Annotated in this window: 13 protein-coding genes; 4 read left to right on the top strand and 9 right to left on the bottom strand. The window is 44.0% G+C overall.

The features are described 5' to 3' along the window. Position 1: 1 nt before the first annotated feature. From C6W21_RS11415 to C6W21_RS11400, 4 genes are read right to left on the bottom strand one after another with little or no spacing between them, the layout of a single operon-like run. Positions 2-877 carry a GNAT family N-acetyltransferase gene (locus C6W21_RS11415; protein ID WP_106056308.1) on the bottom strand — a complete coding sequence of 292 codons (876 nt, stop codon included), beginning with the start codon at positions 875-877 and terminating at the stop codon, positions 2-4. After that, on the bottom strand, positions 874-2,052 hold the full coding sequence (locus C6W21_RS11410) for a DegT/DnrJ/EryC1/StrS family aminotransferase (protein WP_106056306.1): 1,179 nt from the start codon (positions 2,050-2,052) through the stop codon (positions 874-876). The genes C6W21_RS11415 and C6W21_RS11410 overlap by 4 nt, the downstream gene beginning before the upstream one ends. A gap of 21 nt (positions 2,053-2,073) precedes the next feature. After that, positions 2,074-3,486 (bottom strand): capsular polysaccharide export protein, LipB/KpsS family, encoded by a 1,413-nt coding sequence (locus C6W21_RS11405; protein WP_106056304.1) that lies wholly within the window; start codon positions 3,484-3,486, stop codon positions 2,074-2,076. Between the two features lie 5 nt (positions 3,487-3,491). After that, on the bottom strand, positions 3,492-4,262 hold the full coding sequence (locus C6W21_RS11400) for a glycosyltransferase family 2 protein (RefSeq protein ID WP_189318183.1): 771 nt from the start codon (positions 4,260-4,262) through the stop codon (positions 3,492-3,494). Positions 4,263-4,438: 176 nt separating this feature from the next. On the opposite strand from C6W21_RS11400, the gene C6W21_RS11395 reads away from it, so the two are divergent. The 3 genes from C6W21_RS11395 (at position 4,439) to C6W21_RS11385 (ending at position 6,641) form a co-directional block, all read left to right on the top strand. Further along, a complete protein-coding gene (locus C6W21_RS11395) occupies positions 4,439-5,113 on the top strand; it encodes a YIP1 family protein (RefSeq protein WP_106050466.1) in 675 nt (224 codons plus the stop codon). 235 nt (positions 5,114-5,348) lie between these two features. After that, positions 5,349-5,891 (top strand): spore coat protein GerQ, encoded by a 543-nt coding sequence (gene gerQ / locus C6W21_RS11390; RefSeq protein ID WP_106050465.1) that lies wholly within the window; start codon positions 5,349-5,351, stop codon positions 5,889-5,891. A 132-nt stretch (positions 5,892-6,023) separates the two neighbouring features. Then, positions 6,024-6,641 carry a cupin domain-containing protein gene (locus C6W21_RS11385; protein ID WP_106050464.1) on the top strand — a complete coding sequence of 206 codons (618 nt, stop codon included), beginning with the start codon at positions 6,024-6,026 and terminating at the stop codon, positions 6,639-6,641. A 41-nt stretch (positions 6,642-6,682) separates the two neighbouring features. Here the strand turns inward: C6W21_RS11385 and C6W21_RS11380 are convergent, their stop codons facing one another. The 3 genes from C6W21_RS11380 to C6W21_RS11370 all read right to left on the bottom strand — a co-directional run bounded on the left by C6W21_RS11380 (position 6,683) and on the right by C6W21_RS11370 (position 8,798). After that, positions 6,683-7,054 carry a DUF423 domain-containing protein gene (locus C6W21_RS11380; protein ID WP_003215282.1) on the bottom strand — a complete coding sequence of 124 codons (372 nt, stop codon included), beginning with the start codon at positions 7,052-7,054 and terminating at the stop codon, positions 6,683-6,685. Positions 7,055-7,124: 70 nt separating this feature from the next. Then, on the bottom strand, positions 7,125-8,432 hold the full coding sequence (locus tag C6W21_RS11375; RefSeq protein ID WP_106050463.1) for a purine/pyrimidine permease: 1,308 nt from the start codon (positions 8,430-8,432) through the stop codon (positions 7,125-7,127). Positions 8,433-8,465: 33 nt separating this feature from the next. Next, a complete protein-coding gene (locus C6W21_RS11370; RefSeq protein ID WP_106050462.1) occupies positions 8,466-8,798 on the bottom strand; it encodes a YwdI family protein in 333 nt (110 codons plus the stop codon). A 169-nt stretch (positions 8,799-8,967) separates the two neighbouring features. On the opposite strand from C6W21_RS11370, the gene C6W21_RS11365 reads away from it, so the two are divergent. After that, complete coding sequence (locus tag C6W21_RS11365) at positions 8,968-10,326, top strand: aldehyde dehydrogenase (protein ID WP_106050461.1); 1,359 nt, start codon at positions 8,968-8,970, stop codon at positions 10,324-10,326. Between the two features lie 33 nt (positions 10,327-10,359). On the opposite strand, the gene C6W21_RS11360 is transcribed toward C6W21_RS11365, so the two are convergent. Next, positions 10,360-11,040 carry a uracil-DNA glycosylase gene (locus tag C6W21_RS11360; protein WP_106050460.1) on the bottom strand — a complete coding sequence of 227 codons (681 nt, stop codon included), beginning with the start codon at positions 11,038-11,040 and terminating at the stop codon, positions 10,360-10,362. Next, positions 11,037-11,864: a glycosyltransferase family 2 protein gene (locus C6W21_RS11355; protein WP_106050459.1), complete on the bottom strand. Its 828-nt coding sequence runs from the start codon at positions 11,862-11,864 to the stop codon at positions 11,037-11,039. Before C6W21_RS11355 ends, C6W21_RS11360 begins: the two co-directional genes overlap by 4 nt. Positions 11,865-11,898 lie beyond the last annotated feature (34 nt).

Genomic DNA, 11,898 nt, shown 5'->3' with positions numbered 1-11,898 from the left:
CTTACCTCTCTCCTTTTTTCGGCCATACATGGTAATACAGAAAAGTATTCATTGTCCTAAATCCCATCTTCTCGTACAGCTGGATCGCAGGAATGTTATGCAACTGCGTTCCAGCGGAGATGAAGCTATATTGTCTGTCATGAGATACTTTCATCATCTCTACAAACAGCCTTTTTCCGATCCCTTTTCCCTGAATATCTGATCTAATGGCAAAAAGCTCAATCCCCATTTTATTAGCTATGGCCTTTCCTTGAATCAAGCCAATCACTTCATCGTTCAGCTTTGCTACGAGATTGATATCTGCACGCCCATACAAATTATTCCTCATCCATTCCTGATAGAAATGCTGAACAACATGCTGGTCTAGATATGGATCAAGTGCATAGCGGCTTTTCACAAAAGCCTGACCACCGAGTGAAACCGCCTCATCGTATTCCTTTTCATCCGGCAGACTAATCACCACATCTTGACCTGATAATGGCATCTCCATTTGAGCAGGCGGTGCCTCAAGCCTAGTGAGACCGCCGACATAGTAGACATGTGATAGCTTTTGGACAATACGGTTTTTTTCAAGGTCAGCCGCTTCAAGGCGTAAAAAGAAGAAATCGCATTTTTCGGTTCTCATCCAAATAATGAATCGCTCCATCAATTCTCGAAAAGCAGATGCTGACTCAGCTTCCACAAACTTCACATGAAAAATATGCTGATTAAAAATACCGCTCTCCCATTTCGACCAGTCGTATAACAGCACCGCTTTGAGCTGGGCGCCACTGACAAGACCAAACTGCTTGAAACCTTTCATTTGTTCAGCTTGTTGACCGTAATTCTCAAGCCAAGCGGACAGCACCTGATCGTCTATTGCATGAACAGCCTTCATGAAGATGCCTTCTGTTCTTTTAAAATAGACAGCACCGCAGTGATAACATCCTGCACATCTTCATCTGTCATACTTGGATAAAGAGGCAGTGAGAGAGTCCGCTTGTAGTAAGCAAGTGACTCAGGGAAATCCTCTGGTGAATAGTGATAGGTTTGTTGATAGTATGGATGCAAATGAACAGGGATAAAGTGAACACTCGTGCCGATTTTATAGTCCTTTTGCAACTGATCAATCAGCTCATCGCGTGTGACGAATGCTTCTTTTGGATCCACTTGCAGTACATACAAATGCCATGCATGTCTTCCCTCATGATGGATAGGCGGCAGAATCAGCCCTGCTTCTTTTTGAAAAGCCTGATTGTATGCTTTCGCAATTTGTTCTCTCCGCGCCTGCATATCATCCAGACGGCTTAGCTGGACAAGCCCTAGCGATGCCTGCACATCAAACATGTTCATTTTATAGCCAGGTTCCTCGACCTCGTAGTACCACGTTCCTTTTTCTCCATAACGATTCCACGCTCCCTTGCTCATCCCATGGAGTGCTAGTCTTCTGATCCGAGCGGCAAGCGCATCATCGTTTGTCGTCAGCATGCCGCCTTCTCCAGTCGCTATGTTTTTCGTCGCATAAAAACTAAAGGCAGTCGCATCACCAATTGATCCAATGAGCTGATCGTGAAACGTCGTATAGAGGGCATGGGCGGCATCCTCAAGCACAAACAAATCATACTTTTTGGCAATCGCTAAAATCCGGTCCATATCGCACGATTGACCAGCAAAATGAACAGGTACAATCGCTTTTGTATGTGGTGTGATGGCCGCTTCTACTTTCTCCGCATCCAGATTGAGTGTCGCCGGATCAATATCCACGAAAATAGGTGCTGCCCCCGTATGGATGATCGTATTGGCTGTTGCGCAGAACGTCAGGGGCGTTGTGATCACTTCATCACCAGCCCCAATGCCTCTCGCCTTTAACGCTAAAAATAGAGCAGCTGTACATGAATTGACAGCTATCGCGTGTTTTGCACCTGTCAGCTGCCGAAATTCTTCTTCAAACTGCCTGACTTTTGGTCCGGTTGACAGCCAGCCGGACTTTAATGTTCCAATGACTTCATCAATTTCTTCCTGTTCAATCAAAGGCAGTGCATAAGGAAGAAATTGTGTTCTCTTTTGTTCCATATCACTTGCCCCCCCCTCTTCTTATCTCTTAAAATCCACACCTGTTTTTGTTTTGAGCAGAGAAAGCAGAACATCCATCGATCGCGCATGTGGGTAATGTTCTTTGGTGAAAAGAGCGCCTTGCTGTCTCACCAGCTTCATCTCTTGTTCATCCGACAAAATACGGATCGCTCTCTCAGAAAGTTCAACTGGATTTTCCATATGATAGCTGCCAAACGACTCGTAATAAGGGTACCTTCTGCCTTCTGTCATTTTCCCAATTAGCACACTTTTTTTAAACAGCATGGCTTCAAGTCCGACAGTTGATGTGAGCGTAATGACCATATCCATATATGGCAGCAGATCATACAAGTCGATTTCTTTTTTAATCAATCTCACTTGGTTCGCTGCTCGCTCAATCTCCACATAATCATTTATGCAGTTTCGTGCTATCTCCCATGGATGCGGTTTGATGATAAGCTGGATATCTTTCTGTTTCGCAAGCGATTTAAGGACATTTCCATAAAAATCCTCTGAAAATGGCTGCGTCGCCACAAGTACTGTCTTTTTGGCTGGGCTGAAGTTCAATTTACGAAACAGCAAATCCTGTTGAAGCGGCTTTCGTTCATGCACCAAATCAAACCTTGGATGACCTGTCATCTCCACCTGTTCAGGCTGACAGCCTTTGGCTTCATACCAGTCCTTTTCATACTTCCCAAACACCCCATGAAGTGTTGTGAAAATCGGTAAAAAGGCTTCATCACCCATGAGTGCACCATGCTGAAGACAAATACTAGTGATTTGACGCTTCACTGTTTGCAGAGCCAGCACGCGACTGTAAACATCCTCCGTCGTACCGACAATGACGGCTGCAATTGGATGATTGTGAAATAACGTCTCTGTCTGGTCAATCACATCAATAAATTGCACAATGTCCTTCAGAAGTTTTTCTTTAAAAAAAGCATTGCCAAAGACGGGATGCTGTGCGTAAGGTTTCAGTAGAGCGTTGGCTTTTTTAATATATTTAGCATGGGCTTTTTTATTAACCTCTCCTACTAAATCCGGCTTGCTGATCACTGGTAATCCAAAATAATCAGCCTTTCTCCAGCGGGCCAACACCATCGTTTTGTTCGGATGAAATCGTGTATAATTGTTTTCAGTAAAGCGTAGGTGGTCGAAGTGAAGCAATACCTTTCCACCTTCAGGACGATATGCGATACGCTTCATCTTTTGTTTGTGCTGATCAAAAAATGGCTGAATATCTTGCGGCAAAGGACAAGTGGTGGTCAGTTTGTGACCAAACGCTTCATCTTCCATTCGTTCTCTGACCTCCGGGCTGATGTATTGATAAAAATTGCTGATTAACCCAAGAGGAATTTGACGATAAGACAAGCCTTTCATTAATTTCACATACTCAAAGTATACCTGCCAATAATGATGAATATAGTGCGACACTCAGGTTACCTCCCATATCTCTTTTTTAATATACGGCGGAGCTCCCAGCAGGAAGACTGAGGGGGAAGTGCTTTTACAAAGTCACTTTTTTCTTCTTCTTCCAGCTGATAATGAATCGACTGTTCTGTGATGTAATTCGTATCGAGCACTTCGTTATAGGGATAGAACGGATAAAAATGATTTAATCTAAAAAAGAATCGAGCATCCCCTAACCGATAAAAACGCGGACTCTCGTCCCAGTAAGATTTAAACTCAGCATGAATTCTTTTTAAAATGGACGCACGATGAACAACTGAGCAATGATCAATGGCACATGGTGCATTCCATTGCACAGTTTGGGCACGACGAACGATTTCCTTCACTGGCTCTTTTTTGCTATTTAAATAGATCACTTTAGAACCAGAATAGACAATATTTGCTCTCGGCCTGGCATCCAAATAACCCGTGAGCTTTTCCAAGCGATCTGGCGCATACACATTGTCATCTGTCGCATAAGAAATATATTCACCCTTAGCCTGTTCTAGCGCTTGATTAATGAGCACTGCATAGCGGGTTTTCGCTGTTCGTTCCTTCAGCGTTTTGACACCACTTTGGATAAAATGTACACGCGGATCTTTGCGATAAGGCTCAATGGCAGCAAGTGTTTCTTCATTTGACCCATCATCCATGATAAAAAATTCAAAATCTGACAAAGTCTGATTCAGCACCGCTTCAATCGATCTGCCAACATAAGCCGCCTTGTTGTAGCTCGTCATAATGACAGTTACTTTCGTCAAAGTTTTCACCTCAGTCTCTTTTAAAATATGGTTTATCATATGTGTCTTCATCTCAAAAGACTGTAGAATGACCTACTTTTTATAAAATTGTACTTTTTTATTGATCTATCTTTGAAAAACGTGAAATTTTTGGTAATATAAGTAATCATTTGTGTGTATTAAAGGAGTAAAGAACATTGAAAGCTATGAAGAGTGATCTCTCCCAAGAAGAGGAAGCAAAAGGATTTTTTCGATTTTTTAAAATTTTCGTCGCGACAAAAACGATTATTCGCTCATACCAACACTCCTCTATTCCATTTTGGCTGATGATGCTCCTTGCAAGTATCGCTGGTACAGGCTGGGTCTACGAAGGTTATTTTAGCGAGTATATGGGCAATCATATTCCGTTCCCTTTTATTCTGTTACAAGGAGCGGGATATGGTATTCTTGCAGGCAATCTGGTTCTATTTTTCGGTGTACTCATCCTAAAGTGGTTAGGGCGTCTTTTTTTCGGCAGTCAACCGGCGTATCGAGATGTGCTCAAAGCCTGCACGCTGACGATCTTTTTCCCTTCCGCTTTATTTTCACTCAGTTGGATTTTCACTATTGGAATGCTTGGTCCGTATACGTTTGTCAAAATCTCACCTTATTTAGATCAGCATTATGAAGTTTGGTATTATCTCGATCTTTTGACACTGATTGATGCTTATGCAAAGACGTGGATATTTGGAATGACTGTTTTAGGCATTGTCGCTGTGATGAAGCTCAGATTATGGCAAGCCTTTCTCATTGTGATCACACCGCTTGCGGTATGTTTTGTCATCATCACACTTTTATTTAATGTCCAGCACGCTGTAAATTGGATGATGTAAGGAAGGTTGAGCATCAGAGAGAATTTGATATTCGTGAGCAACGAAGCGCAGACCTGACAAAGAATGCAAGGGTTTGCCCGCGCCTAAGGAACTGCACAGCAGTTCCTTTTTTTCGTTCAATGTACATATTCTGCCCTCCTGTCTCATAGTGTGAAAGAGAGAAAGAATGCTATGGAAACAACAGGTGCTTAAGCGCCTTCTGTTTAGAACACCATGAGGAAAGAGGAGGAACGTTATGAAATTGAAAAATCAATTTGGGCAAGGTTCGGGTTTCGAAGGTCAAGATTTTCGCCAGCAGCAATATGGAGTAAATCCGTATCCTGCGCAGCAGATGGGTTATTCAGTCCCTCCCCAAACGCAGGGTCAAATGCAAGGACAAATGCAGCAGGGATTTTCACCAATGCCGTCTACCGGCACTTCACAAGGGGGGCAGGGCACGCAGGGCGGCGGGCAGCCATATCAAATTCCTTCTGGACCGATTTATCAGCAGAATGTCACTGGTCAGCTGCCACTCGAGCAGTCCTATATTGAAAATATTTTACGATTGAACCGCGGCAAGGTAGCCACGATTTATATGACATTTGAGGCGAGCAAGGAATGGAACTCGAAGATTTTTAGAGGCGTCATTGAAGCTGCAGGACGTGACCACATTATCATTAGTGATAACAAGACAGGAACACGATACTTACTATTAACGATCTATCTTGATTACATTACGTTTGATGGGGAAATTCAATACGACTACCCATACTCCATGTCCACGTATTCTCCGAGATAGATAACGTCACATTTAGCAAAAGCAAGGAGCAGGCGCCTTGCTTTCTTCTTTTGACTAGGTTTTTGTCACACCTCTAAGGCGCTGGTCATAAGATGCCTAGTAGTTTTTATCAAACGCCTAGAGGTGACATCAATGACTGTTGAGCTGGATTATACATCACCAAATGTTAAATATTCATACGATCTGAGTCAAAGCCCCCTTGTAAAATACGATCAGCATAATCTGATTAACGTTTTAGGAAAAAAACAATTAAACTCGTTGGATCAAGTATCCCTGCTGGATATATATTTGAGTAAAAACAAAGTCGTAGAGCCTCATTATCATCAAAATGCCGCAGAGCTTGTTTATTGTATAACCGGTTCTGCTGCTATCTCGATGCTGAATCCTTTTACAAAAAAACTGCACACCTATACCATCACCCCTGGACAGGTGGCAAACGTACCTCAAGGCTGGTGGCACTACGAAGTTGCCCTTCAAGACAGAACTCATTTGTTAGCCATTTTTAACGCATCTACGCCAGAAGTGATCCTAGGCTCAGACCTTCTCACCCTCACCCCTGCTCACATCATGGCACATACGTATTGCATGAACGAAACACAGTGGAAGCAGGCGACACAGCCTGTGAAGCCGAGTGTGTTTATCGGACCATTTTGCCACAGAGAAGAGGAGGCACAAACGAATCCTGTCCCTCCGTCTCACTACATCCCTTATTATCAAGCACCGCCAAACTATGCCCCTTACTGGAATTAAGAAAAAACCGATGCCCCTTTCAGAGCATCGGTTTTTTTGGCTTATAAATTTTTTGCTGCTGCAATGACAAGCATGATCCAAGAAGCGATAAACGCCACTCCGCCAATTGGGGTAATGGCACCTAGAATCTTCACCTGGGTCAATGCCAGCACGTAAAGGCTTCCTGAGAAGAAAAGGATGCCTGCAAGCATCACCCAGCCAGCGGTTGGAACTAGAGAAACACCTGACAGCTTATCTGCAAGAAAGGCGACAATAAATAGTCCAATCGCATGGAACATCTGATATTGAACCCCTTTGTTCCATATCTCTATATACTTTTCAGGGATTTTCCCTTCCAGACCGTGCGCACCGAAGGCTCCGAGTCCAACAGCTAGCATGGCATTAATCGCACCTAAAATGAAAAATAGTTTCATTCGTCATTCTCCTTATCAAGTCAATTATGTTTATCATAGCGCGGGTGACAGACGACATTCAACTTTCCCTTTACGTTGACACGAGATTGTCGGATTTCTTTTTCTTTCGTAATAGGACTTGATCGACCGCGATCGCAATGAGTGTACCTAGAACAAGACCATTGCTTAATAATGAAATGAGCACAGGATGCATGCCTTTCAAGGCTCCCTGCGGTACAAACATCGCCCCTACACCTGCTAAAACGGCAATCCCTAGGACAAAGCGAATCCGCGGAATTTCTTCTTTCTCATACTGATCAAACTCAGACATCGCAAGCCCAATCATCGAGGAGAACACCACAAAGTTTACAGCAAGCCCCACAGGTGATGGCAATGCGGAGAAAAAGCTCATGAGCAGCGGGAACAAACTAATGAATACAATGAGCAGACTGCCTATGAAAAATGGCTTTCTCGATGGGCTTTTTGTTGTCTGTATAAACCCTGCTGCCCCCGAAATAGGTACAGGCGCAATTGCACCGATCAATCCGCTCAATAGGTGACCAAATGCTGCGACAAAACCAGCCGGCCGAGCTCTCTTCCGCTCACGCAGTTCACCAAATGCCTTTACTGAACTTTCCACAATTCGAATACTGGCCAGCATGTTCACAATGAGTAATATCGTAATGAAAAAGGACGTGACAAGTAGTCCACTGTCAAAGACCGGCGTGCCGAATGGGAACAGCTTCGGAAACTCGATGATTTTTTCTGGAATTCGAACTGGCTTTGCCAACCCGAGTAGAGCGAATAACAGCCAGCCTCCTGCAAGGGCAAATAACACAGAAAACTGTCTTAAGTAATGCCATTTTGAGCGGCTGATCATGAAGGTAAGGATAATAATCAAGATCGATAAGCAAAAGACAAGTCCGTCCACCTGATTTCCCCGATAGCCGATGCCCATCAGCCCTTTCATGATCGGCTGACTTAACTGCACAACTAAGAGCAGCAAGTAAATGCCTGTGACGACTGGCGTAAATAAAGACGCGAGCCAATTAATGATTTTAAATAAACTAAAAATAAAAAAGAAAGCGGCACTAAAAATTAAAGCTCCTTGTAAGGCTTGCAGGGTTTCAGGATACGTCGCAAAGATTGTTCCTGTCATGCCTGCATAAAGGGTATACACACCCCACCAAAGCCCTGCTGGACTTTCATTGATCGGCAGCATATGGCCGCATAAACACTGCACCATCGCCACAAGACCAAGTGAAAAGAATGTACTTTGAATCAGCTCCGCTGACTGCACTTGGTTCAATTCAAACGCTTGTGCAATCGCAATTGGTACGGCAATAGAAGCTGCGATAAAAAATGCCATCCACTGAATGGCGCCCAAAAATAGTTTCAAACCGATCACCTTCCCTTTGTCGTGACAAGACCATTAAAAATCAAAGATAGAGTCGCCGTTCCCATCCTTCTCTTTTTGCCCCTCTTCTTGATGTTGAAATTTCTTCGCACCACTCGCACCCATCAGTTTCTCAAGCATGGCTTGATCTGAGGATACGGGCGGCGCGGACGGTGTCTGTATCGAAGAAGGTGACGAGATAGCCGGCGACTGCGGCATTTGCACCTGTGATGGTGCATCGAGAATGACATCACACAGTGAAGATATCGCTGCCACTTGACGTTTCACCTCTTCATCATTTCCACTTTGTTTCGCCTTTTGAACCGCTTCCTCCATTTTTTGAAGCAGACTTGATATATGAATATTCAAGGGCATACCCTCCAATCTAAAAAAATCGTTTTCCAACATTATTTTACCAAATGAACAAACGAAATGGTTCATTTTTTCACAGCAGTACGCTCACGCCTCTCTTATTTGACCCATCATAGCCCTTCACACATAATAAAAGAAACAAAATCGTCTATGAAAGGATTGAATAATGGACAAACTCACTGCTCTTTTTCAGAAACAAAAAGTCTTTCAAAAACCGCCGGTTCAAGAACGAATCCGCCTCCTTCAAGACTTAAAAGCAGCCATCAAACAGCATGAGAAGGATATTTTACGAGCCTTAGCCAATGATTTACATAAATCCGAACAGGAAGCCTATACAACAGAGATCGGGATGGTATATGAAGAAATCAATCATACCATCAAGCATCTTCACAAATGGGCAAAGCCAACACGCGCGCGAACGCCTCTCACTCATATCGGATCGAAAAGCATGATCATCAAGGAACCTTATGGCAGTGTGCTCATCATTGCCCCTTGGAACTATCCTTTCCAATTGGCTCTTTCTCCATTAGTCGGAGCTATTGCTGCGGGTAATGCCGTCACCTTAAAACCGTCTGAGCTGACACCGCAAGTCTCACAAGTAATCAGCGCAATGGTGGAACGTATATTTCAAGAAGACCATGCAGCTGTCGTAGAAGGCGGTGTAGATGTCAGTACAGAGCTGCTGAAACTGCCCTTTGATTATATCTTCTTTACAGGAAGTGTGGCAGTTGGCAAAGTCGTCATGGAAGCCGCTGCAAAGCATTTGACCCCTGTCACACTTGAGCTTGGCGGAAAAAGCCCTTGCATCGTCATGCCTGATGCAGACATCAAACTAGCGGCGAAGCGAATCACTTTCGGCAAATTCACTAATGCAGGGCAAACATGCATTGCGCCAGACTATTTGCTCGTTCATGAATCCATTAAAGAGGACCTTTTGCGGGAAATGACAGTCTGTATCCGTGACTTTTATGGTGAACATCCTGAAACGCATCCGCACTTTGGGAAAAATGTCAGCCAGCGTCATTTTGACAGACTCTCACAATTTCTCACAAATGGAACGATCGTCACGGGTGGACAGCGCAATGAACACGATCTCAAAATCGCTCCGACCATTTTAGACCACATCACATGGGAAGATCCCGTCATGCAGGAGGAAATTTTCGGACCGATTCTGCCTGTCATGACCTTCGATTCTCTGCATGAGGCAGCGCATATGATCAAAGCAAGGCCGAAGCCGCTTGCTCTTTACTTATTTACAACAAGTAAAGAAACAGAAGCCTATATCCTAGAGCATCTCTCATTTGGCGGAGGATGTATCAATGACACGCTCATGCATGTCGCTACTCCTTACCTGCCATTCGGAGGTGTGGGCGAAAGCGGCATGGGACGATATCACGGGAAAGAAAGCTTCTTTACTTTTACGCATGAAAAAAGCGTCCTGCGCCAAACCAATCGCTTCGATTTTTCCTTCCGTTATCCAAATGCGAAAAACGGACTCGACTTGATTCGTAAATTTTTAAAATAAACAGGACGAAGGGGCTCACCCCTCGTCCTATTTTCATTCAATATCTTTGATACACCAGTTGATTTCTTCGATCCCCATTTGCTTTAAATACGCGTTTACCTTTGAAAACGGACGACTGCCAAAAAAGCCGTTTCGTGCAGAAAAAGGACTTGGATGAGGTGACTCAATGATGTAATGCTTGTTTTGATCAATGCGTTCTTTCTTATTTTGAGCATGTCTTCCCCATAACACAAAAACGACGGGCTGATCACGATCATTCAGCACATCAATGACACGGTCTGTCACACGTTCCCAGCCCTTGCCTTTATGCGAATTCGCCTCGCCCTTTCTCACAGTCAGCACAGTGTTTAAGAGCAGCACACCCTGCTCTGCCCAGCTCACAAGTGAGCCGTGATTTGGAACAGGACAGCCAAGATCATCCTTTAGCTCCTGAAAAATATTTCTTAAAGATGGCGGATGTTTCACGCCAGGCTGAACAGAAAAGCTTAATCCATGAGCCTGCCCTGGGCCATGATAAGGGTCTTGTCCTAAAATCACCACTTTGACCTTTTCATATGAAGTCAAATGAAGGGCACGATAAACGTCATCTGGTTTTGGAAAAACGGTCTGCGTGCGATATTCTTCCTTCATCCATTCACGTAATTCCTGATAATACGGCTGTTCAAATTCACTTTTCATCACCGCCCACCAGCTATCATTTAAAAATGGCTTCATTGTGGTTTTCCTCCTTCTAACTGCTGTGCCAGTCTTGAGATCATCGGTTTTCCATCCCACACAATCTCACTCTCTGATTCTCGTTTTTTCATCGCTGGTTCTTCTAATAAGACAGCAAAGTTAGCTGTCGGCAGGTCACCCAGTTCATGCTTTTCACTTAGATCATCTAAGTAGTTCTTCCTTGTTTCGCCAAGATCACTAGACTGATTCCCACCTCCGTCAAAGAACGCATAGATCACGCTGGCAGCTGGCACTCGGTTGACCCGGGCATGCTGTGATACACGCAAAAAGAAGTCCCAGTCCCAATAATGATGCATCGCTGGATCAAAGTAGCCAATCTCATCGTGTATACAGCGTTTGTACATACTGCCGGAAGGAACATATGTAGAAAAGACACGCATATCCTCAATATCCGCTGTATAAGCAAATAAACGTCTTGATAGCGGGAAACGGGTCGCGCCTTTTTCTTCAAATGACACAATTTCTGCATCAGAAAAGACAAAATCGGCATCTTCCAGCGCATTGCTCATGCGTTCGATATGACAAGGTGTAAAGTAATCATCGTCGTCACTCAGCATGACGACGTCGCCTGTCAGCTCCCGCACCCCCACATTTCTCGCATTCACATGCTGGACATTCTCATCTAAATGAATCAAGCGGATCGGAAGCTCAGGGTAAAGTTCCTGAATGATGTCGACTCGCTCTCCTGCATCATTGATGACGACAATTTCAAAAGGCTGTACGGTTTGTCTCGTAATGGATTCAAGCAGCTCACACAGTGCGCTGAGCCGGTTATGTGTCACAATTAATAAGGAAATCTTCATATGCAGCTTACTCCTTTAATAGATTCGTCTTTTT

Source organism: Bacillus sp. NMCN1 (assembly GCF_002998085.1).
In the GTDB taxonomy this organism is placed as follows: domain Bacteria; phylum Bacillota; class Bacilli; order Bacillales; family Bacillaceae; genus Bacillus.
The sequence above is the reverse complement of the archived record's forward strand: the minus strand, read 5'-3'. Positions and strand labels throughout refer to the sequence as shown.